The organism is Agreia sp. Leaf210, assembly GCF_001421485.1.
In the GTDB taxonomy this organism is placed as follows: domain Bacteria; phylum Actinomycetota; class Actinomycetes; order Actinomycetales; family Microbacteriaceae; genus Agreia.
Window position 1 is genome coordinate 844490 of sequence record NZ_LMKK01000001.1, and the last position, 20863, is coordinate 865352.

Consider the following 20863-nt stretch of genomic DNA (forward strand, 5'->3'; position numbering starts at 1 on the left):
CTTCAGTTGACTAGACCGGGTTTCCGAAGACCATCAGCGCAAGCCACGCGAACACTGCGTCGAGACCCGACACCAGCGCCATCATGATGATGACGAAGACGAGAACGACTGCGGTGTAGCTCAGCAGCTCTTTGCGCGTCGGGGTGACGACCTTCTTGAGCTCTTGGAAGACCTGCTTGATGAAGAGCACGATACGGGCGAACGGGTTGCGGCGAGCAGCCCGTTCTTTTTTGGCGCTCTCGACGACTTCTTCACTCGGTTCGTCGATTACTTTGCGTGCCACGTAAGTAGTTACCCTTCACAATTCGGCCATCCGGCCCAATCTCGTCCGTTGCCTCTCACACGATCTGAGAGAGCTACCGGATTCGATCAGCAGGGCGGACAGGACTCGAACCTGCAACCTGCGGTTTTGGAGACCGCTGCTCTACCAATTGAGCCACCACCCTTCGGGCTGAAAAGCCCGGGAATCGTCACCCGCCAAACCCTTCGAGACCCAAAAAGGGCATAAAAAAGCTTGGCAGACTTCAACTACCTCGACCAAGTGTAGGCGAGAGCAGAACGAGAGTAAAGCCAGCGCCCAGACCGGCCTTCACGGCCCCGGTTACTATGGGGGAAATCTTTTCGTCGACTTCAGGAGATCTCAGTGCGCAAGCTTCTCGTTACCGGTGGGGCCGGTTTCATCGGTTCGAACTTCGTGCATTACGTGCTCGAGAACACCGACGACCACGTGACGGTGCTCGACAACCTCACCTACGCCGGCAACCTGGCCTCGCTCGACGGGCTCGATCCCGAGCGCTTCACCTTCGTCAAGGGCGACATCGCCGACGCCGAACTTGTCGACGGCCTCGTCAAAGACGCCGACGTCGTCGTGCACTACGCGGCAGAAAGCCACAACGACAACTCCCTGCACGACCCGCGCCCGTTCCTCGACACGAACATCATCGGCACGTTCACCCTCATCGAGGCGGCCCGCAAGCACGACGTGCGCTTCCACCACATCTCGACCGACGAGGTCTACGGCGACCTCGAGCTCGACGACCCCGAGCGCTTCACCGAGCAGACCCCGTACAACCCGTCGAGCCCGTACTCCTCTACCAAGGCCGGCAGCGACCTGCTGGTGCGCGCCTGGGTGCGCTCCTTCGGCCTGCGTGCCACGATCTCGAACTGCTCGAACAACTACGGCCCGTACCAGCACGTCGAGAAGTTCATTCCCCGCCAGATCACGAACGTGCTCACCGGCGAACGCCCCAAGCTCTACGGCGCAGGCGAGAACGTGCGCGACTGGATCCACGCCAACGACCACTCCTCGGCCGTTCTCACGATCATCGACAAGGGCGAGATCGGCGAGACCTACCTCATCGGCGCCGATGGCGAGAAGAACAACAAGCAGGTCGTCGAGCTGATCCTCGAGACGCTCGGCCAGCCCGCCGATGCCTACGACCACGTGATCGACCGCCCCGGCCACGACCTGCGCTACGCGATCGACTCCACCAAGCTGCGCACCCAGCTCGGCTGGGTTCCGCAGTACTCCGACTTCGAGTCCGGCCTCGCGTCGACCGTGGCCTGGTACCGCGACAACGAGAACTGGTGGAAGCCGCAGAAGGCCGAGACCGAAGCGAAGTACCAGCTCCAGGGACAGTAGGTGACGACCGCCTCCACGACAGGAGACGTCGGCATCACGAGCCTCACCGCTCGAGCCGTGCTGTTCGACATGGACGGCACGCTCGTCGATTCCACCGCGGTCGTCGAGCAGGTCTGGACGGCCTTTGCGGCCGAGAACGGCATGGATGCGCGGGCGATCATCGCCACCGGCCATGGCGTGCGGGCCGAAGACACGATGCTGCGGCACGGTCCGACCGGCTTCGACGTGGTGGCGGGCGCCGACCGGCTCTTCGACCTCGAGCTCGCGGCCGTCGACGGCATCGTTCCCATTCCGGGTGCCCGCGCATTCGTCGAGAGCCTGCCCGCGGCATCCATCGCTCTCGTCACCTCGGCCCGGCGCGCGCTCGCCCTTCGGCGGCTCGAGATCGCCGACGTGCCCGCGCCGAACGTCGTCGTGACGGCCGCCGACGTCGAGCGCGGCAAGCCCGCGCCCGACTGCTACCTCCTGGCGGCCGAGCTGCTCGGCATCGACCCAGCAGACGCGATCGTCTTCGAGGATGCCGAGGCCGGCATCGCGGCCGGTCTCGCGGCGGGCATGCGCACCGTCGTGGTGGGCTCGCACGAGAGCGAGACCACGCGTGGCCTGCCGCGCATCCGGGACTATCGCGACGTCACGGTGACCGTGCACGACGCGGCGCCCGGTGCCCCGGACCCGCGGCCGAGTTTCACCATCGCTCTGCCCCTCTAGAATCGACGCGCCCCGCGACTTCCGCGATCGGTGCAGAACGGACAGCCATGACCTCGACTCCCCGCCTCGTCGCCTTCGACCTCGACGACACGCTCGCCCCCTCGAAAACGGCCATCGACCCGCGCATGGCGGACCTCCTCGTGACGCTGCTCGACCGGGTCGACGTGTGCATCATCTCGGGCGGCCAGTACGGGCAGTTCACGGCTCAGGTGATCGACAAGCTCACCGATGCGAGCCCCGAGGCCCTCGCTCGACTGCATCTGATGCCCACCTGCGGCACCCAGTACTACCGCTTCGAGGGCGGCGTCTGGAACCAGGTCTACGCGCAGAACCTCACCGACGACGAGAAGCACCGCGCACTGGCGGCCGTCGAGGGCGAGGCCCGACGACTCGGCTACTGGGAGTCCGAGACCTGGGGACCGATTCTCGAGGATCGCGGATCGCAGATCACCTTCTCGGCGCTCGGCCAGGGTGCGCCCGTGTCGGCGAAGTCCGCCTGGGACGCCGACGGCGTGAAGAAGAACACGCTCCGTGAGGCCGCGCAGGCACTACTGCCCGACCTCGAGGTGCGCAGCGGCGGCTCGACCTCGGTCGACATCACCCGTCAGGGCATCGACAAGGCCTACGGAATGACCCGGCTCGCCGAGCTCACCGGCATTCCCCTCGACGACATGCTCTTCGTGGGCGACCGCCTCGACCCCGACGGCAACGACTACCCGGTGAAGGCACTCGGCGTCGAATGCCACGCGGTCGAGGGCTGGCACGACACCGCGGCGTTCCTCGACGAGCTCATCCCGACCCTGTAGGTCTCGCCCCTGAGCCTGCCTAAGCCCCTTCGACAGGCTCAGGGAACGCCTCGACAGGCTCAGGGAACGCGGATCACCAGGTGGAGTCGCCCCTGATGACCGCGTCGCTGCCGCCGTCGACGAACACGACCTGGCCGCAGAGGTGCGAGTTCTCTTCGCTCACGAGCCAGGCCAAGAGACGCGCAGGCACGATGGCGTCGGCGAATCCGTTCAGCGGCATCGGCACGCCCTGTCGGATCTGCTCGCGCCCCTCCTCGGTCTCGAGCAGTGGGGCCGTCATCGGGGTCACGATGACTCCGGGCGCGATGGCGTTCAACGGGATGCCGGCTCCGGCCCAGTCGGGTGTGGTCGCGGCCCGACGGATCCACTGCGCGAAGGCCTTCTTGGTCGACGCGTAGATCGTGCCGCCCGTTCCACCCGCGGCGACGGCCTCCGCACGCGCGAGCGCCGCAGCCTCGTCGCCCGCCTCCATGGCCGCGACCAGCTCGTCGTCGACGGGATGCAGGCTGGCCATCGATGCGATGCCCACGGCTCGGGGCGCATCGGACGTGGCGAGCAGGGGCCTCAACCCCTCGAGCGTGGCGACCATGCCGAAGAAGTTCACGCCGACGGTGGCGGGAATCTCGGCCGCGAGTCCGGCGATGCCGAGCACACCGTCGATCGACCCTCCGCTGATGCGTTCGACCTCCGAGACGAGCGTGCGGCGACCCTCGTCGGTGGTGAGGTCGACGTTGACGTCGGAGTTCTTGAGGTCGACCCCGATGACCCTCTCGCCCCGCTCGGCCAACAGCGCGGCCGTGGCCTGACCGATGCCCGATGCTGCCCCGGTGACGACGTATGTGCGAACCATGAAATCTCCCTTGATCTCGACAAAAACAGTTTCCATTAGAAACTATATCGGTCGACTAGCGTGTACTCCATGGCCGCTACCGAATCCGCGGGTGACGGCGTCGCTCCCCTGCAGTACCGCTCCGAACTGGTCGCGATCCTGGCCGACCTGCAGGGGGTGTGGGATTCGCCGCGGTTCCAATCGGGCATCGCTCACTCCCGTCGGCGCGACTTCGGGGCGATCGAGGTGCGCATCCTCTGGACTCTCGCCCGGCGCGGCCCGCTCCGCTCCTCTGCGCTGGCCCAGCTGCTGGTGACCGGCGCCCCGACGATCAGCAAGGCCCTCGTGAAGCTGACGGCATCCGATCTCGTTCGCCGAGAGGTCGACGCGAACGACCGCCGGGCCCACACCATCGCGCTCACCGCCGAGGGCGTCGCCGCGGCGCAGGATCTGTACGACGCCGGCGACGACATGATGGCGGAGTTGCTGGCCGACTGGCCCGCCGACGAGGCGGCCGCCTTCACCCGCTACGCCCGGCGCTTTCTCGAGCAGACGATCAGCTACGCGACCCGTCTGAGCTGACGACGGAGCCGGCCTGACGACCGAGCCGGCGCGCCCAGCGCAGCCACGGAAAGTCGTGCGGCCAGTGGATGGTCAACGAGTGGAAGCCCCGTCTGATGCGCGTGGCGAATCCGCTGGCGTCGAAGAGCGGCCGCATCGAGATTCCCATGCCGAGGCCCCGCACGTAGCGGATGCGCCGCCTCGGCCCGATGTGCAGCGACAGATCCATGTCGTCGTGAACGAAGGAGTCACCTCGGTGCACGGCGTCGCTCACCGCGACCCAGGCGTCACGGCGCAGGGCGAAGTTCGAGCCGAACAGCGGCATGTGCCCGAGCGCCAGGTACACCGTGCCGAAGTACGCCCCCAGATAGAACGCGGCCAGCATCCCGCGCAGCGGCTTCGGCCCGTCGATGAAGTGCGCGCCGCCGGTGACGGCCACGGCATCCGGATGCGCGACGAGCGCCGTCTCGACCCGCTCGAGCCATGCGGGCTCAGGCAGGCAATCCGCATCCAACCGCGCGATGACGTCGAAGCCGGCGGCGTCGTAACCGGCGGCGCTGGCCGCGGGGATTCCGCCGCCCTCGACGAAGACGACCCGGGCGCCGGCATCCCTCGCCACCTGCGCGCTGTGGTCGCTCGACCCGTTGTCGACGACCACGATCTCGTCGGGCCGACGCGTCTGCTTCGCGAGCGCACCGAGGCAGCGCCTCAGAAGCTCGCCGTCGTCTTTGACGGGAACGACGACCGAGATGCTCAGTTCGATGACGACCCGCCACCCGATTCGACGCTGGCGTCGTCGCCCGACTCCGCGAAGAGGTCCTCCTCGACGTCGGCGCCCTCATCGATGCGCTCGCCGGGCAGGCGGGCCTCTTCGGGCTCGTCTTCGGGCTGCTGCTCCTCGAGGGTGACCTCGGCGGGGATGCGCACGCGCAGCGCCCCGGCGTCGACCCAGGTGCGGAACGCGATGGCCGTGCCGAAGCTGTCGCCGTCGAGCTCGATGTCGTGGGCGCGGTCGAGCTTCACGACGAGCTCCTTGCCCTTCACGTAGTTCAGGGCGCGCACTTCTTTCGACAGTCCGGCGAGGCGACGACCCGCGGCCGTGCGACGCAGAACGCCGTTCTCCCAGATGATCTTCACGATGATCTGGATCCAGCCCCCGACGCCCTTCGGGCGCAGCATCACGATGTCGAAGAGTCCGTCGTCGACGGCGGCCTCCGGCAGCAGCAGGATGTTCGCCGGCAACGATCCGCAGTTGCCGATGATGATCGTGTGGGCGCGAACCGAGTGGTTGCCCTGCTTGTCGAGGTTGTAGCGCATGCGCAGCTCGTTCTTGTCGCGCAGGGCCTTCGCGATGGCGCTCACATAGGCGAGCCAGCCGACCTTCTTCTTGAGGTCGTCGTCAGTGTTCGCGATCATGGTGGCGTCGATGCCGAGACCGGCCATGACGACGAAGGCGAACTTCTCGACCGAGGAGTCCTCGCGCCGCACCTGGATGAGTCCCACGTCGATGGCACGGTCGTCGCCGGCGAACGCCGTCTCGACCGCGTGGTCGAGGTCGTTCAGCGTCAGATCGAGGTTGCGGGCGAGCAGGTTGCCCGTTCCGCTCGGAAGCAGAGCGAGCGATGCCTTGCTGCCGTGCACGGCCTCGGCGACCGAGCGCACCGTTCCGTCACCGCCGGCCGCGAGAACCATCGAGGCACCGGCATCCAGGGCGTCTTTCGTCACGCCCTGACCCGGGTCTTCGACGCTCGTCTCGAACCAGAGCGTCTCGCCCCACCCGTTCGGGCCCTCGTGCCGCTCTACAGAGGCGCGAAGGGCGTCGACATCGACCTTGATCGGGTTGTAGACGACGGCGGCGACGGGCTTCTGGCTGTCGGATGCGTCGGGCTGATTTTCGCTCATACCGTCAAGGGTATGGGCGACGGAAAGATCCGGACTATCTGTGGCAGACCCGGTGCGAAAACACGCGCCGAAGCCCTAAACTCTCCGGTCGAATCACAGGCCCTCCCGCTAGGCTTGGCTCTCGTGACCGAACCCACCCGCATCTCGCACCGCATCGCATCCATCGCCGAATCGGCGACTCTCAAGGTCGACAGCAAGGCGAAGGCGTTGCAGGCCCAGGGCCGCCCCGTCATCAGCTACGCCGCGGGTGAGCCCGACTTCGCGACACCCGCTCACATCGTCGAGGCGGCGTCGCGCGCGGTGCTCGATCCCAAGAACTACAAGTACACGCCGGCGGTCGGTCTGCCCGACCTGCGCGAGGCGATCGCGGCGAAGACGCTGCGCGACTCGGGCCTCGAGGTCTCGGCGTCCCAGGTCATCGTCACCAACGGCGGCAAGCAGGCGGTCTACCAGAGCTTCGCCACGCTGCTCGATCCGGGCGACGAGGTGCTGCTGCCCACTCCCTACTGGACCACCTACCCCGAGGCCATCCGCCTCGCCGGCGGCGTTCCCGTCGACGTCTTCGCGGGCAGCGAGCAGAACTACCTGGTCACCGTCGAGCAGCTCGAGGCCGCGCGCACCGAGCGCACCAAGGTGCTGCTGTTCGTGTCGCCGTCGAACCCGACCGGCGCCGTGTACTCAGAGGAGCAGACCCGCGCCATCGGCGAATGGGCCGAGGCCAACGGGCTCTGGGTCATCACCGACGAGATCTACCAGAACCTCACCTACGACGGCGTGCGTGCCGTCTCGATCGTCGAGGCCGTGCCCGCGCTGGCCGACCGCACGATCCTGGTCAACGGCGTCGCCAAGACGTATGCCATGACCGGATGGCGGGTCGGCTGGATGGTCGGCCCGGCAGACGCCATCAAGGGTGCCGCGAACCTGCAGTCGCACCTGTCGAGCAACGTGTCGAACATCTCGCAGCGCGCTGCCCTCGAGGCGCTCACCGGTCCGCAGGACGCGGTGGAAGAGATGCGGCTGGCGTTCGACCGCCGTCGCAAGGCGATCGTCGCGGGCCTCAACGCCATCGACGGCATCGTCTGCCCCACTCCCGAGGGCGCGTTCTACGTGTACCCCGATGTCACCGGTCTGCTCGGCCGCTCCTGGGGAGGAGTAACGCCGACGACCTCTCTCGAGCTCGCCGATCTGATCCTCGATCAGGCCGAGGTGGCAGCCGTTCCCGGTGAGGCCTTCGGCCCGAGCGGGTTCCTGCGTCTGTCGTACGCGCTGGGCGACGAGCCCCTCGCCGAGGGCATCGAGCGTCTGCAGAAGCTCTTCACGGCGTAGCCGCGCGGAGCTTGTGCCCGAATACCTCCATTCTGCGTCCGTTCGGGCGACGGAATGGAGGTATTCGGGCACATAAGCCCGGCTGCGAAGGGCTACTTGCCCTTCTTCTCGCTCTTCGACATCGTGGCCCGCTCTGCTTCGAGCGTTGCGCGCAGATCGTCGTCGATGCGGTCGTCGACGACACCGATGAACGGGTTCGCCATGCGCTTCTTGGCGGGCAGCGCAGAGAGGTAGGCGGTCGCCGCCTTCTGAACACGAACGGTCGCCCGCTCGGTCTTCGAGACCGAGGCATCGGGGGTCGCAGCGATCTCTGCGTGCTTGCCCAACGCCTTGATGAGTTCGGCCAGCGCCGTGGTGATCTTCTTCGTCATGGCTGCATTGTCGCAGGCCAAAGTGAACACGCAAGACCATGCCTCGTGCTGCGCGATACCGCGGATCGACGGCCCGAACACATGTGCAAGATCCGGCCCCCGACGGCGCATCCGCGGGCGGCGTTCTACGATTGACTGCGGGGCCTCGACCTGTCTTCGAGAGCGCCCCTCCCCCACTCTCGACGAAAGCCCTTCCTCCATGCGCATCGAACTCATTCGCCACGGCCAGACCGACTGGAACCGCGACGGTCGCCTGCAGGGCTCCAGCGACATTCCGTTGAACGACACCGGGCGGGCACAGGCCGTGGAGACCGCCGCCGTGCTCGCCGACCAGGGCCTCTCGGCGATCGTCTCGTCTCCGCTGATGCGTGCCCGAGAGACCGCGCGCATCATCGCCGAGATCCTCGACATCGACCTGGGCGCCACCTACGACGACCTCATCGAGCGCGACTACGCCAGCCTCGAGGGCGCTGTCCCCACCGAGCAGATCCCCGACGAGCCCGACGCCGCCTTCCCCGACATCGAGCCTCGCGAGGCCGTCACCGCCCGAGGCATGCGCGCCATCGCCGAGATCCGCGACACGCGGCTGCCTCTCGACGGGCCGGATGCGACGGTCGCCGCGGTCTGCCACGGCACGATCATCCGCTTCGTGCTCTCCGAGATCCTCGGCGAGGAGATTCCGCACATCCACAACGCGGCGATCAACGAGATCGAGTGGGTAGACGGCGCCTGGCGCGTGCTGAGCGTGAATGGCAGCCCGGCCGCCGATCCTCGCTCGTAGCCGCGCGCCACAACTCAGGCAGAACCGCTCTGCTGCGTACGAGGACGTCGCTTTCGGCCCGCTTCTCCTGAATCAGAGCGGCGCCACCAGCGTCAGCAGTTCGAGCGTCGACGCTCCGCGCCCCACTTCGCCCACCACGCGTCCTCCGGCCATCGCCACGACGCGGTCACTGATCGCCCGCAGCTCGTCGAGGTCGGCCGAGGCCACGATCACGGCCTTGCCCGCCTCGGAGATCACCCGCAGCAGCCGCCACACCTCGGCGCGCTGCTCAGCGTCGAGCTCACGCGTCGGCTCGACGAGCAGCAGCACGCGGTGCTGCGACTCGGGAAACAGCTCGAGCAGGCTGCGGATGCGCACCCACTCGTCGTCGCGCCCGCGCAGACGCACGGCGTCGAGGGCACGCGCGCCGGGCGTCGACCTCGTCTCGTCGTCGCGCGTCACCACTCCGGCCTTCACGAGCGCGGGCAGCATCGACGGCGTCGCCGGAGCCGAGATGCCCCCGACGATGCGCACCCGGTACTTCGGCTGCACGGTCACGATCGCGAAGATGCCGTGCTCGATCGCGGCCATCGTGGTGCTCGTGTCGACGGGGAGCCCGTCGATGAATACCGTCCCCGAGGGAATCGTTCCCGCCGTGCGCCCGAACACGCTCAGCAGCAGCTCGTTACGCCCCGAGCCCTCGAGCCCGGCCAGTCCGACGATCTCGCCGGCCGCGGCGCTCAGCGAGGCGCCCATGACCACGGGGGTCTCGCGGTCGAACTCGTCGTCGGTGCTCCAGTCGATGATCTCGATCACGGCTCCGGATGGCGACTCCGCCGCCGCGTCGCGCACCGCGGGGCCCGTCGCGCCCGCCGCATCCGCGCCGGCCGCATCCGCGCCTGCCGGGCGCGCGTCAGCCGCGCCGCCGCCGCCGGCCATCGCCTCGAGGAGCCGGCCACGGGCATCCAGCCGGCTGTCATCGGGCCGCAGCACCACCGCGACGGAACCGGCCGACAGCACCGACACCGTGTCGCCGATCTCGAGCGCGAAGCTCGGGCGCTGGGATGCGACGACCACGGCGATTCCGTCGTTGGCGAGACGGCGCAGCACCCGCACGACCCGCTCGGCGCCCGCGTCGGTCAGCCCCGCCGTGGGCTCGGTGAACGCGAGCACGGTGGCACCATGGGCGAGCGCCCTGGCCGCTTCGACGAGAACGCGCGAGGCGTCGTCGAGTCGAGACGCGAGCGTGGGAAGCGGCGAGTAGACATCGACCTTGCGCAGCAGCGCGGTGGCCTGCGTGCGCATCGCGGCGCGGTCGACGATGCCGGGCAGCCCGAAGAAGCGACGCTTCGGCTCGATGCCGAGAAAGACGTTGTCAGCCAGATCGAGGGTGGCCGTCAGCGACGACACCCGGCGCACGTGCGCGAACGCGACGGCCCCCGCGACCCGCGTCAGAACGGCGTCGAGCCCGGGCGAGTCCACGCCGAGTACGACGTGGATCTCGCCCGGGCTCGGGCTGAGCTCTTCGGAGATCAGCGGCCTCCGGAGCGACGCTTGTTGTAGACGTCGAAGGCGACGGCGAACAACAGCACGAGGCCCTTGACCGCCTGCTGCCACTCGATGCCGATACCCATGATCGACATACCGTTGTTCAGAACACCGATGATCAGACCACCGATGATGGCGCCACCGATCGTTCCGACACCACCCTGAACCGCGGCTCCACCGATGAAGGCGGCGGAGATGGCCTCGAGCTCGAAGCCGTCACCGGCCTTGGGGCCTGCGAGGTTGAGTCGCGCGGTGAAGATGAGGCCGGCGAGTGCGGCGAGGAATCCCATGTTGACGAACAGCCAGAAGGTGACGTTGCGGGTCTTGATGCCCGAGAGCTCCGCCGCGTGCAGGTTTCCACCGATGGCGTAGATGTGGCGGCCGAAGACCGAGCGGTTCATCACGATGCCGTAGACGAGAACCAGTACGGCGAGAACGATCAGGGTGATCGGGATGCCCTTGTAGCTGGCCAGCGCGTATGCGAAGAAGCCGATGGCGACGGTGATGAGCACGAGCTTGGCGATGAACCAGACGATCGGCTCGACGGCCTGGCCGTAGCTGGCGCGGCCCTTGCGGGTGCGGAACTGCTGCACGAACAGCGCGATCACGGCGATGGCCGCGACACCGAGGGTGAGCGGGTCGAGTTCGAGTTCACCGAAGACGTTGCTGAGGAAGCCGTTACCGAGAGCGCGGTACTCGGTGGGGAACGAACCGATGTTGGCGTTGCCGAGGACGACGAGGGCGAGACCGCGGAATATGAGCATGCCCGCGAGCGTCACGATGAACGCGGGTATGCCTACGAAGGCGATCCAGAATCCCTGCCAGACACCCACGAGGGCACCGACCAGCAGCGAGAGCACGATCGACAGCCACCAGGGAAGTCCCCATTGCACCGCGAACACACCAGACACGGCGCCGACGAATGCGGCCACCGATCCGACGGAGAGGTCGATGTGGCCGGCGATGATGACCATCACCATTCCGATCGCGAGAACGAGGATGTACCCGTTCTGCACGATCAGGTTCGAGATATTCTGCGGACGCAGCAGGATGCCGTTGGTGAGGACGCTGAACAGCACCACCACCAGGATCAGGGCGATGAAGATGCCGTTCTTGCCCAGGTCGGCGAGGATGTGGCTGAACCTGTTGGTGAACCTGTTCTCCACGGGATTCACCTGGCTGCCGGCCGCGACGCCGTCGGCGGGCTTGGTCTCGAGGTTAGACATGTCGTTGTGCTCCTATATCCACCAGCGCGAGCGCTAGCGGGCCTTTTCCATGGTCATGAGTTTGAGCAGAGCCTCGGGGCTCGCTTCTTCGATCGGCAGTTCGCCAGTGATGCGGCCCTCAGAGAGGGCGTAGATGCGGTCGCAGATTCCGAGCAGCTCTGGCAGCTCGCTCGAGATCACGATTACACCCTTGCCCTCGGCCGCCAGCTTGTTGATGATGCTGTAGATCTCGTACTTGGCGCCGACGTCGATTCCGCGGGTGGGCTCGTCGAGGATCAGCACGTCGGGGTCGGAGTAGATCCACTTCGAAAGAACGACCTTCTGCTGGTTTCCGCCCGACAGCTTGCCGGTCTTCGCCAGCACGGTCGGCGACTTGATGTTCATGCTCTTGCGGTACTCGTTGGCGACGGTCCACTCCTGGCCGTCGTTGACGAGGCCCAGCTTCTCGAGCTTCTTCAGCGCCGCCATCGAGATGTTGCGCTTGATGTCGTCGATGAGGTTGAGGCCGTAGGTCTTGCGGTCTTCGGTGGCGTAGGCCAGTCCGTTCGCGATGGCCTCGGACACCGTGCGGGTCTTGATCTCGACGCCGTTCTTGAACACGCGACCAGAGATCTTCGATCCGTAGCTGCGGCCGAACAGGCTCATCGCGAACTCGGTGCGCCCTGCGCCCATGAGTCCGGCGATGCCGACGATCTCGCCGCGGCGCACGTTGATGTTGACGTTGTCGACGACCACGCGGCTCACGTCCTGCGGGTGGTGGGCGGTCCAGTCCTCGACGCGCAGGATCTCGTCGCCGATGTGCGGCGTGTGATCGGGGTAGCGGTTCTCGAGGTCGCGACCCACCATGTCTTTGATGATGCGCTCTTCGGTGACGTCGCTCTTCTTGATCGTCTCGATCGTCTTGCCGTCGCGGATGACCGTGACCGCGTCGGCGACCTTCTTGATCTCGTTCAGCTTGTGGCTGATGATGATGGCCGTGATGCCCTGCTCCTTGAGGTGCAGGATCAGGTTCAGCAGGTGGTCGCTGTCTTCGTCGTTGAGGGCCGCGGTGGGCTCGTCGAGAATGAGCAGCTTCACGCGCTTCGAGAGGGCCTTGGCGATCTCTACGAGCTGCTGCTTACCGACACCGATGTCCATGATCTTGGTCGTCGGGTTCTCGCGCAGACCCACGCGGGCGAGCAGCTTTGCCGCCTCGGCGTTGGTCTTGTTCCAGTCGATCAGCCCGAGGCCGCCGCGCTGTTCGTTGTTGAGGAAGATGTTCTCCGCGATCGACAGGTACGGGCTGAGCGCCAGTTCCTGGTGGATGATCACGATGCCTTCGGCCTCGGAATCGCGGATGTCTTTGAACTCGACGGTCTTGTTCTCGAAGACGATGTCGCCCTCGTAGGTGCCGAACGGGTAGACACCCGAGAGCACCTTCATCAGCGTCGACTTGCCGGCGCCGTTCTCACCGCAGATGGCGTGGACCTGGCCACGGCCGACCTCGATGGTCACATCTTGCAGCGCCTTGACGCCGGGGAACGTCTTGGTGATTCCCCTCATCTCGAGGATGTTGAGCGGAGCGTCGACCTTGTCCGTCATCGCGATTCTGCTTCCTTGCTGGTTGTTCGTGGGGTGATTTACGTCGCCGTGATGGCGACGAGAGACTGGATGCGCCGGGCGCGCGACCCGTGAAGGTCACGCGCCCGGAGCATCCGGGATCTTTAGGTGTTAGCCCTTGATCTCGTCTTCGGTCCAGTAACCGGAGTCGACCAGGACCTCCTTGATGTTGTCTTTCACAACGATCTGCGAGTCGAGCAGGAAGGACGGAACGACCTTCTTGCCGTTGTCGTAGTCCTCGGTGTTGTTGACCTCGGGCTTGTCACCCTTGAGGATGGCGGTGGCCATGTCGACCGCGACCGTGGCGAGCTTGCGGGTGTCCTTGAAGATCGTGGCGTACTGCTCGCCGCCGTTGATCGCCTTGACGCTGTCGAGCTCGGCGTCCTGGCCGGAGATCGTGGGCCATTCGGCGCCCACGGTGTAGCCGGCGTCGGTCAGAGCCGAGATGATTCCACGCGAGATGCCGTCGTAGGGCGACAGAACACCGTTGACCTTCTTGGATCCGTCGGAGTACGTGGAGGTCAGGATGTCCTCCATGCGGCTCTGGGCAGCTTCGCCGTCCCAGCGGAGGGTTGCGACCTGCTCGAAGCTGGTCTGGCCACTGCCGACGACGAGGGTCTTCTTGTCGATGTAGGGCTGCAGAACGTCCATCGCGCCTTCGAAGAAGAACGTGGCGTTGTTGTCGTCGGGAGAACCGGCGAACAGCTCGATGTTGAACGGACCGGCGGGTGCGCCGGCGATCTCGGTGCCGTCGAGCTCGGTCAGACCGAGGCCGTTCAGCATCGACCATGCCTGCTGCTGGCCGACCTTGAAGTTGTCGAACGACGCGTAGTAGTCGACGTTCTCGGTGTCGCGGATCAGGCGGTCATAGGCGATGACGGGGATGTCGGCGTCCTTGGCGTCCTGCAGCACGCTGGTGAGCGTGGTGCCGTCGATCGAAGCGACGATCAGGGCCTTGGCGCCCTTGGTGATCATGTTCTCGATCTGCGAGACCTGGGTGGGGATGTCGTCCTCTGCGTACTGCAGGTCGACGGTGTAGCCGGCGTCTTCGAGCTGCGACTTCACGGCGTTGCCGTCCTGGATCCAGCGCTCGCTCGACTTGGTGGGCATCGCGACGCCGATGAGGCCGCCGTCTCCGCCGCCTTCTCCGCCGCCTGAGCCGGAGGAGCAGGCCGAGAGGCCGATGATCATCGCGCCGGCGGCGACGCCGGCGAGGAGGGTTTTGATTTTCACTGTGTGAATTCCTTTCGAATGTGCAGTGGACGTCGTTGTCTGCAGTGGTGCGCGATTCGGCCTCGTCCCGAAGACCGATTCGTTCGCCGTGCAGGGCAGGGAGCCTTGCGCGGCATAGGGGTGAGAACTAGAGAGAAGGCGGATGAGCTGCGCTGCGAATGCTGCTGGCCATATCGACGACTCCCTTGTCTGCTCTGGTGCGTTGTTGCGACCACAATCCTTGTGAACGTTCACAACGCGTGTTCATACTAGACCCGTACATGATCACCCTGTCAACCTCGATTGTTCGGCGTGTCACGATCGTTATCCAGACGACGGTGCAGCCGATGAACCGCGCACGACGAGGGTCGGAAGAATGCTTCCTGAATATTCCTCGCCCGCCTCGAGCCCGCCTAACAGCAACGCCATGCAGCGCCGGCCGAGCTCGGCGAAGTCCTGCCGCACGGTGGTGAGCGGGGGCCAGAAGTGTGCCGAATCAGGAATGTCATCGAAGCCGACGATGCTGACGTCTCGCGGCACCTCGAGGCCGCCGTCGCGGATCGCATGCATGAGCCCCAGCGCCATCTGGTCGTTCGCCGCGAAGATCGCCGTGAAGTCGCGCATGCGCAGCAGCTCGCGCCCCGCGAAGTAGCCGAACTCGGCTGTCCAGTCGCCCAAGATAGGTGCCGTCGTCGGCATATCTTGCGCGTTCATCTCGTCGAGAAAGCCTGTCATGCGGGCCTCGGCCTCGATCCAGTCCTGTGGACCGGCGAGGTGGTAAATGTACCTGTGCCCAAGCTCGATGAGGTGGCGGGTCGCCAGGCGCGCCCCCGTGATCTGATCGACCGACAGCGACTTGTCGTTCTCGGTGCCCGTGGATTGCAGCGTGACGATCGGCAAGCGCAACGACATGCCCGCAAGGGTGTCGAACACCCGGCGCTGCGGCGCGATCACGACCAGACCCTCGATCGCCTGGTCGAGCAGGCGGTCGATGGCGCGCACGATCGAGGTGGACTCGTAGCCGCTGATGCTGGCCGTCGTGACCGAGTATCCGGCCGCACTGGCCGCATCCTCGATGGCTTGAATACTGGCGGCGGGGCCGTACATCGTGCGCGAGGCAGACAGGATGCCGATGGTGCGGGAGCGAGACGTGACCAGCGCACGCGCGGCCCGGTTGGGCCGGTACTGCAGCTGCTCCATGGAGTCGAGCACCCGCTGCTTGGTCTCTTCACGGATGTTCGGCAGGTCGTTGATGACGCGCGAGACGGTCTGATGCGAGACCCCGGCGAGGCGCGCCACATCGTGCATGCTCGGGGCCCGTGACTTCTTCGCCACCGGCTCGGGATCCTTTGCCACGCGTTCAAACCTCATCGTTGTTCACGTTCACAAAGGGTGAGCGCCTACTTATTATGCACACCCGTTCACCCCTGCGGTGCCCTCGCGTCGATGGCAGCGTCGGCAAACGAGTCGACATCGGCGTGACAGGCAGCTGCCGCGAGGCGCTGTGGATGTTGCAGCGGAGGTGGTGCGCGGGCTTCGGTAGGCGGTGCGCGCGGGCTTCGGTAGGTAGCGCTGGGCCTCGGTAGGTGGTGCGCGGGCTTCGGTAGGTGGCGCGCCGGCCTCGGTAGGTGGCGCTGGGCGCGGTTCGGCGGTTGTCCTGCACTCGCCCGATGCCGCCGCCGCCCGTATTCAGGAAAAGCGCGCCCAAACCGCGCTTTTCGCCCTCGACGCACCAGTTTTTCCTGAATTCGAGCGCGGCCCGCCGCCGAACACCTCGGCACGACGGCACTACATCACGCAGGCAGCTGACACGGATGAGTACTTCTCTCAGCCGACGCTCCACCCGCCGCCTCCGCTCCAATTCAGGAAGAACGCGCCGAAACCGACCTTTTCGCACGCCGCTCCCTGGCTCTCCCTGAATAAGAGCGCGCGCTCCCCTCCGCCACCGCAGCCGATCACGTTAATCGCTCCACAGATCCGCCTCACAGGCCCCCGACGCGTCTGCGTGGCGGCAACCATCATTCGCATGAACAGACCCCGCGGCCACATCGTCGCTCGAAAAGAACTCCTCGCCTTCGGCATGACGCATCACTCGATAGCCCGTGCAGTTACCCGTGGAGAGCTGCTTCGTCTGCGACGAGGGTGGTACGCAACGCCCGGTGCGGCGCCCCTCGCAATGCGCGCCGTCACCGTGGGCGGCGTGGCCACGTCGCTCTCTGCGGCCGAAGTGATCGGACTCTGGTCACCGCCCGACTCCACGCTCCATGTCGCCGTTCCGACCAACGCCAGCAGGTTGCGAGGCGGTGTATCCCAGCCATCGCGGCCAGGCAGGACAGCTCCACTGCAGCCGCAAGGAAGCTCGGTCTCGAAGCGCGTCTGCCTGCACTGGCGCACGCACCGGGACTCACCGCGCGACGGCGTCGCGTCGGTGATCGACGCACTGATCGATACGGTGCAGTGCCAGCCCGAGGAGTATGCCGTCGTTGTCATCGACTCCGCCTTGAACCAAGGCCTCCTCACCCTGCGTCAGCTCGAGTCGGCATTCGCGCGCCTCCCCCGACGCTACGTTCGCGCATTCAGCCGCGCCGACGCGCGAAGCCAGTCAGGCACCGAGACCCTCGTTCGGCTACGGCTTCGAGCCCTCGGCCTTCGCGTCTCTGTTCAGGTGCGAATCTCCGAGGTCGGATACGTCGATTTGATCATCGGCGACCGCTTCGTTCTGGAGTGCGACAGCAAGAAGTTCCACACCGGCCAGGAACGCTATTACGCGGACCGCCTTCGCGACCGCACGCTCATCAGGCTCGGCTATCTGCCCATGCGACTCACCTACGAGATGGTCATGTTCGACTGGCCGGAGACCCTCGAGACGATCCTCTCCCGCGTTCGGCGAAGAGAGCACTTATGGCCGCGGCGCTCTAAAACAGGAAAAACCGCCTCTCGCCGTGCGAAAACGCACGAGGAGAACGGTTTTTCCTGAATTACAGCGGCAGAAGCAGCAGAAGCAGCGGCGGCGGCGGCGGCGGCAAAGCAGCAGTAGCTACGGCAGCACCAGCAGCAGTAGCTACGGCAGCACCAGCAGCAGCGGCTGCTGCTGCCGAGCGACTAGCGCCCGAACGCCTGCGCTGCCGGGCAGTCGAAGGGATCTCCGCCGGCCGAGAGACCCACACGGTTGAGGTAGCGGATCACGATGCCGTACGACTGACGCAGACCGGTCTCGGTGTAAAGGATGTCGTGCTTCTCGCAGTATTCCTTCGCGATGGCCTGAGCCTTTTTGAGGTTGGGGCGCGCCATGTTCGGAAAGAGGTGGTGCTCGACCTGGTAGTTGAGACCGCCCATGAACGTGTCCATGACGAAGCCGCCGCGGATGTTGCGCGAGGTCAGCACCTGACGACGCAGGAAGTCGACCTTGCTGTCGTGCGGCAGAGTCGGCATTCCCTTGTGGTTGGGAGCGAAGGACGCGCCCATGTAAACACCGAAGACGGCCAGCTGAACACCGATGAAGGCGAACGCCATTCCGGGCTCGAGCAGCAGGAAGATGACGAGCACGTAGGCCGAGATGCGCGTGGTGAGCATCACGATCTCGAGCCAGCGCTTGTCGACCTTGCCCTTGCCGAAGACGGTGCGGAAGCCGTGGATGTGAAGGTTGAGACCCTCGAGCATCAGGATCGGGAAGAAGAAATATCCCTGGCGCTTGGTGGCCCAGGCGTAGAGGCCGCGCGACTTGGCCGCGTCTTCGGGCGTGAACGACACGAAGTCGCGCTCGATGTCGGGGTCTTTGCCGAGCACGTTCGGGTTGGCGTGGTGACGCGAGTGCTTCGTCATCCACCACGAGTAGCTGATGCCGACGAAGAGGTTGGCGAGCGTGCGGCCCGCGATGTCGTTGGCCTTGCCCGAGGTGAACACCTGGCGGTGCGAGGCCTCGTGAGCGAGGAAGGCGAACTGCGTGAAGATGATGCCGAGCGCGGCAGCCATCAGCAGCTGGAACCAGGAATCGCCCAGCAGAACGACTCCGACGCCCACGCCGCCGAGCGCTGCGAGCAGCACACCGAACATGGCGTAGTAGAAACCCTTGCGGCGGCGAAGAAGGCCGGCATCGCGAACGGTGTTGAGCAGCGAAGAGTACTCGCTGGTCGGGCTGGTGCGCGCACCACCCGGCTTCGTCTTGGTGAATGTAATGCGCGGTTTGACTGTGTCGGTCACAAGGCCCCTCTCGGCCATCGGGCCCTCGCAGGGCAGCAAGACAACCAGGTTCTAGGGGTGACTTGCTCTCACTCTAGGGGGCGTGGGCAGCGATCCACGGATCGGGCCACGGATGCACGGTCTTTGGGTAGAGAATTGCCAGCCCAAGGGATTGATTAACGCCGCTCGCGCCCGAGCTGTACATAACGCAAAATGCATATAGCAGCGCCACCGAGCAGTGCTCCCGCGGTGTTCGCGGCCACATCACCGGCCGACGCAAACCGCTGTGGCAGCAACAGGGCCTGGGAGAGTTCGATGGTGAGTGACGCTAAGAACCCGAGAACGCCCGAGATCCACCACAGCGAGGGCCAGGCCAGCAGGGCGATCAGCGCGCCGAGCGGAACGAACATCACGACGTTCGATGCCGACTCCACGACCGAGTAGGTGACCCACTCGGGCAAGCCATGTCGGTGCAGCATATATAGCAGCCGCACGAGCGCACTGTGAAACGGCTTGTCTACGGGCGTCGGCCAGAACGTGATCGCCACGACCGCGACCGCGATCACGCCGAGAGCACGCCAGGCCCATCGACGAGTGCGCGCGCTGTTCATGCCTCGAGGCTAACGAAGACATGTTTCACGGCGATTGCCGCGGGGCACCGATCACGCGTCGCGCTACGCCCCGAGATACTGCTTCAATGCCTCGTCGCCGTCGCGGGGAACGAACCCGGTGGCCGCCAGTTTGCCCAGCGGCAGAACGCTGCCGAGCGGCCGCGGGGCCACGGACTTGCCCGCGAAGTACTCCTCGGTCGAGACCCCGGTCACGTCAGAGGCGGAGTGACCCGTGAGCTCGTAGACGCGCGCGGCGATGGCCGCCCACGAGAGCGGCTCGCCCTCGTTCGTGAGGTTGTACGTGCCGAAGTCAGCACCCGACGACAGCAGGTGCCGGATGCCGGCGGCCAGGTCGGTCGTGAAGGTCAGGCGCCCGATCTGATCGTTTACGACGCTCGGAGCCACTCCACGCGAGGCGAGCGACCCCATGGTGCGCACGAAGTTGTTGCCCTCGCCGATGACCCAGCTGGTGCGCACGATGTAGTGCTTGGGAACGGTCGACACCAGAGCGTCGGCCGCGGCCTTGGTCTGGCCGTAGACGCCCAGCGGCGAGAACGCCTCGTCTTCGGGGTGCTCGGCGGCGGTTCCGTCGAAGACGTAGTCGCTCGAGACATGCACGAGGGTGAGGCGGTTGGCGGTGGCGACCGATGCGAGCAACGCGACGGCCGAGACGTTCGCGGCCCACGCATCCGGTCGGCCTGTGGCCGTCTCTGCCTCGTCGACCTTGGTGTACGCGGCGGCGTTGATGATGGTGTCGTAGTCGCCCCAGTGCCGCGAGGTGTAGCTGGCCGGGTCGGCCACATCGAAGTCGGCGCGCGAGACGTACTCCGCGTCGGGGAACTCGGCGCGCAGGGCGAGGCCGAGCTGTCCGCCGGCGCCGAGCACGAGCGTGCGCGCGCCCTTCATGGGCACGACGTCGCCGAGACGCGGGTGGGCCTGGTCTTTCGCGCTGATCTCGACGTCGTCGAGCGCGATGGGCCACTGGATGTTCGCGGTCTCGTCGGCGAGGTTGAGGAACGTGTACGAGGCGGCCGGGCTCCAGTGGTCGTTGACCAGGTAGGTGTAGGCCGTGTCCTCTTCGAGAGTCTGGTACGAGTTGCCCACTCCACGCGGCACGTAGACGGCGCGACCGGCATCGAGCTCGACGGTGACGACAGCTCCGAAGGTGTCGCCCTCACGCAGGTCGACCCACGCTCCGAAGATGCGGCCGGTGGCCACAGACACGTACTTGTCCCAGGGCTCGGCGTGGATGCCGCGGGTCGTTCCGGTCTTGCCGTTGAACGAGATGTTGTTCTGCACCGGTCCGAAGTCGGGCAGGCCGAGCGCCAGCATCTTCTCGCGTTGCCAGTTCTCTTTGAACCAGCCGCGATTGTCACCGTGCACCGGCAGATCGAGAATGACGAGTCCGGGAATCGCGGTCTCTGTCAGACGCAGTTCTGTCGCTTCGGCCATCGGTAATACCTGTGCTTTCTCTCGCCGCACGCGTTCGGTCGCGCGCAGCGAGCCTATCGGCAACGAGCGCCCGGGTCACCCCGGCGCGGGGGTGCACACCCTCTGTTCACGTGCCAAAACGACGGATGTCG

20 protein-coding genes and 1 tRNA gene are annotated in these 20863 nt (G+C 66.0%); 7 read left to right on the forward strand and 14 right to left on the reverse strand.

What is annotated here, in order from left to right:
* Nucleotides 1–10: 10 nt before the first annotated feature.
* Together secE and ASE64_RS03965 are read right to left on the reverse strand one after the other, a co-directional pair.
* The gene (secE, locus tag ASE64_RS03960; protein ID WP_055776152.1) at nt 11–283 is read right to left on the reverse strand and encodes a preprotein translocase subunit SecE; all 273 of its coding nucleotides are present in this window, start codon (nt 281–283) and stop codon (nt 11–13) included.
* Between the two features lie 90 nt (nt 284–373).
* Nucleotides 374–446, reverse strand: a tRNA-Trp gene (locus tag ASE64_RS03965).
* A 197-nt stretch (nt 447–643) separates the two neighbouring features.
* On the opposite strand from ASE64_RS03965, the gene rfbB reads away from it, so the two are divergent.
* Genes rfbB through ASE64_RS03980 form a run of 3 tightly spaced genes read left to right on the forward strand, consistent with a single transcriptional unit; the run spans nt 644 to nt 3156 of the window.
* Nucleotides 644–1642 (forward strand): dTDP-glucose 4,6-dehydratase, encoded by a 999-nt coding sequence (gene rfbB, locus ASE64_RS03970; protein ID WP_055776155.1) that lies wholly within the window; start codon nt 644–646, stop codon nt 1640–1642.
* A complete protein-coding gene (locus ASE64_RS03975) occupies nt 1643–2350 on the forward strand; it encodes an HAD-IA family hydrolase (protein ID WP_235480485.1) in 708 nt (235 codons plus the stop codon).
* Nucleotides 2351–2397: 47 nt separating this feature from the next.
* The gene (locus ASE64_RS03980) at nt 2398–3156 is read left to right on the forward strand and encodes an HAD-IIB family hydrolase (RefSeq protein WP_055776158.1); all 759 of its coding nucleotides are present in this window, start codon (nt 2398–2400) and stop codon (nt 3154–3156) included.
* Between the two features lie 73 nt (nt 3157–3229).
* Here the strand turns inward: ASE64_RS03980 and ASE64_RS03985 are convergent, their stop codons facing one another.
* Nucleotides 3230–4006 (reverse strand): SDR family oxidoreductase, encoded by a 777-nt coding sequence (locus tag ASE64_RS03985; protein ID WP_055777440.1) that lies wholly within the window; start codon nt 4004–4006, stop codon nt 3230–3232.
* Between the two features lie 69 nt (nt 4007–4075).
* On the opposite strand from ASE64_RS03985, the gene ASE64_RS03990 reads away from it, so the two are divergent.
* A complete protein-coding gene (locus tag ASE64_RS03990) occupies nt 4076–4567 on the forward strand; it encodes a MarR family winged helix-turn-helix transcriptional regulator (protein WP_055776161.1) in 492 nt (163 codons plus the stop codon).
* Here ASE64_RS03990 and ASE64_RS03995 read toward each other — a convergent pair.
* Together ASE64_RS03995 and ASE64_RS04000 are read right to left on the reverse strand one after the other, a co-directional pair.
* The gene (locus ASE64_RS03995; protein ID WP_055776164.1) at nt 4542–5327 is read right to left on the reverse strand and encodes a glycosyltransferase family A protein; all 786 of its coding nucleotides are present in this window, start codon (nt 5325–5327) and stop codon (nt 4542–4544) included. The two genes, ASE64_RS03990 and ASE64_RS03995, sit on opposite strands and share 26 nt — an antisense overlap.
* Complete coding sequence (locus tag ASE64_RS04000) at nt 5300–6448, reverse strand: diacylglycerol/lipid kinase family protein (protein WP_082465872.1); 1149 nt, start codon at nt 6446–6448, stop codon at nt 5300–5302. Before ASE64_RS04000 ends, ASE64_RS03995 begins: the two co-directional genes overlap by 28 nt.
* A gap of 123 nt (nt 6449–6571) precedes the next feature.
* On the opposite strand from ASE64_RS04000, the gene ASE64_RS04005 reads away from it, so the two are divergent.
* Complete coding sequence (locus ASE64_RS04005) at nt 6572–7774, forward strand: pyridoxal phosphate-dependent aminotransferase (RefSeq protein WP_055777443.1); 1203 nt, start codon at nt 6572–6574, stop codon at nt 7772–7774.
* A 92-nt stretch (nt 7775–7866) separates the two neighbouring features.
* Here the strand turns inward: ASE64_RS04005 and ASE64_RS04010 are convergent, their stop codons facing one another.
* Complete coding sequence (locus tag ASE64_RS04010; RefSeq protein ID WP_146077604.1) at nt 7867–8145, reverse strand: hypothetical protein; 279 nt, start codon at nt 8143–8145, stop codon at nt 7867–7869.
* Nucleotides 8146–8344: 199 nt separating this feature from the next.
* Between ASE64_RS04010 and ASE64_RS04015 the strand changes: the two genes are divergently transcribed.
* A complete protein-coding gene (locus ASE64_RS04015; RefSeq protein ID WP_055776170.1) occupies nt 8345–8926 on the forward strand; it encodes a histidine phosphatase family protein in 582 nt (193 codons plus the stop codon).
* Nucleotides 8927–8998: 72 nt separating this feature from the next.
* Here the strand turns inward: ASE64_RS04015 and ASE64_RS04020 are convergent, their stop codons facing one another.
* The 5 genes from ASE64_RS04020 to ASE64_RS04040 form a co-directional block, all read right to left on the reverse strand.
* The gene (locus tag ASE64_RS04020; RefSeq protein ID WP_055776173.1) at nt 8999–10387 is read right to left on the reverse strand and encodes a sugar ABC transporter ATP-binding protein; all 1389 of its coding nucleotides are present in this window, start codon (nt 10385–10387) and stop codon (nt 8999–9001) included.
* Nucleotides 10388–10437: 50 nt separating this feature from the next.
* Nucleotides 10438–11679 carry a multiple monosaccharide ABC transporter permease gene (gene mmsB, locus ASE64_RS04025; protein ID WP_055776176.1) on the reverse strand — a complete coding sequence of 414 codons (1242 nt, stop codon included), beginning with the start codon at nt 11677–11679 and terminating at the stop codon, nt 10438–10440.
* Between the two features lie 33 nt (nt 11680–11712).
* On the reverse strand, nt 11713–13260 hold the full coding sequence (gene mmsA / locus ASE64_RS04030) for a multiple monosaccharide ABC transporter ATP-binding protein (RefSeq protein WP_055776179.1): 1548 nt from the start codon (nt 13258–13260) through the stop codon (nt 11713–11715).
* Nucleotides 13261–13389: 129 nt separating this feature from the next.
* Complete coding sequence (gene chvE, locus ASE64_RS04035; RefSeq protein ID WP_181035701.1) at nt 13390–14469, reverse strand: multiple monosaccharide ABC transporter substrate-binding protein; 1080 nt, start codon at nt 14467–14469, stop codon at nt 13390–13392.
* Between the two features lie 345 nt (nt 14470–14814).
* Entirely contained in the window at nt 14815–15798 is a 984-nt protein-coding gene (locus ASE64_RS04040; RefSeq protein ID WP_082465946.1) for a LacI family DNA-binding transcriptional regulator, read from the reverse strand.
* Between the two features lie 718 nt (nt 15799–16516).
* On the opposite strand from ASE64_RS04040, the gene ASE64_RS04050 reads away from it, so the two are divergent.
* Nucleotides 16517–17467, forward strand: a complete 951-nt coding sequence (locus ASE64_RS04050; protein WP_156351626.1) for a type IV toxin-antitoxin system AbiEi family antitoxin domain-containing protein — start codon at nt 16517–16519, stop codon at nt 17465–17467.
* A gap of 125 nt (nt 17468–17592) precedes the next feature.
* Here ASE64_RS04050 and ASE64_RS04055 read toward each other — a convergent pair whose 3' ends face one another.
* From ASE64_RS04055 to ASE64_RS04065, 3 genes are all read right to left on the reverse strand, one after another.
* Nucleotides 17593–18708, reverse strand: coding sequence for a fatty acid desaturase family protein (locus tag ASE64_RS04055; protein WP_055776194.1), 1116 nt, complete (start codon nt 18706–18708; stop codon nt 17593–17595).
* A gap of 137 nt (nt 18709–18845) precedes the next feature.
* Nucleotides 18846–19280 carry a VanZ family protein gene (locus tag ASE64_RS04060; protein WP_055776197.1) on the reverse strand — a complete coding sequence of 145 codons (435 nt, stop codon included), beginning with the start codon at nt 19278–19280 and terminating at the stop codon, nt 18846–18848.
* A 63-nt stretch (nt 19281–19343) separates the two neighbouring features.
* Nucleotides 19344–20732, reverse strand: coding sequence for a sugar nucleotide-binding protein (locus tag ASE64_RS04065; protein WP_055776199.1), 1389 nt, complete (start codon nt 20730–20732; stop codon nt 19344–19346).
* Nucleotides 20733–20863: the final 131 nt, after the last annotated feature.

What these genes read in the sequence shown, in the direction of transcription:
- ASE64_RS04000 (WP_082465872.1), bottom strand. Translation starts at nt 6,448, where the DNA reads ATGAGCGAAAATCAGCCCGACGCATCCGACAGCCAGAAGCCCGTCGCC.
- ASE64_RS03985 (WP_055777440.1), bottom strand. Translation starts at nt 4,006, where the DNA reads ATGGTTCGCACATACGTCGTCACCGGGGCAGCATCGGGCATCGGTCAG.
- ASE64_RS04015 (WP_055776170.1), top strand. Translation starts at nt 8,345, where the DNA reads ATGCGCATCGAACTCATTCGCCACGGCCAGACCGACTGGAACCGCGAC.
- ASE64_RS04040 (WP_082465946.1), bottom strand. Translation starts at nt 15,798, where the DNA reads ATGCACGATGTGGCGCGCCTCGCCGGGGTCTCGCATCAGACCGTCTCG.
- ASE64_RS04060 (WP_055776197.1), bottom strand. Translation starts at nt 19,280, where the DNA reads ATGAACAGCGCGCGCACTCGTCGATGGGCCTGGCGTGCTCTCGGCGTG.
- ASE64_RS04050 (WP_156351626.1), top strand. Translation starts at nt 16,517, where the DNA reads ATGAACAGACCCCGCGGCCACATCGTCGCTCGAAAAGAACTCCTCGCC.
- ASE64_RS04065 (WP_055776199.1), bottom strand. Translation starts at nt 20,732, where the DNA reads ATGGCCGAAGCGACAGAACTGCGTCTGACAGAGACCGCGATTCCCGGA.
- mmsA (WP_055776179.1), bottom strand. Translation starts at nt 13,260, where the DNA reads ATGACGGACAAGGTCGACGCTCCGCTCAACATCCTCGAGATGAGGGGA.
- ASE64_RS04055 (WP_055776194.1), bottom strand. Translation starts at nt 18,708, where the DNA reads ATGGCCGAGAGGGGCCTTGTGACCGACACAGTCAAACCGCGCATTACA.
- mmsB (WP_055776176.1), bottom strand. Translation starts at nt 11,679, where the DNA reads ATGTCTAACCTCGAGACCAAGCCCGCCGACGGCGTCGCGGCCGGCAGC.
- chvE (WP_181035701.1), bottom strand. Translation starts at nt 14,469, where the DNA reads ATGATCATCGGCCTCTCGGCCTGCTCCTCCGGCTCAGGCGGCGGAGAA.
- ASE64_RS03990 (WP_055776161.1), top strand. Translation starts at nt 4,076, where the DNA reads ATGGCCGCTACCGAATCCGCGGGTGACGGCGTCGCTCCCCTGCAGTAC.
- ASE64_RS03980 (WP_055776158.1), top strand. Translation starts at nt 2,398, where the DNA reads ATGACCTCGACTCCCCGCCTCGTCGCCTTCGACCTCGACGACACGCTC.
- ASE64_RS04010 (WP_146077604.1), bottom strand. Translation starts at nt 8,145, where the DNA reads ATGACGAAGAAGATCACCACGGCGCTGGCCGAACTCATCAAGGCGTTG.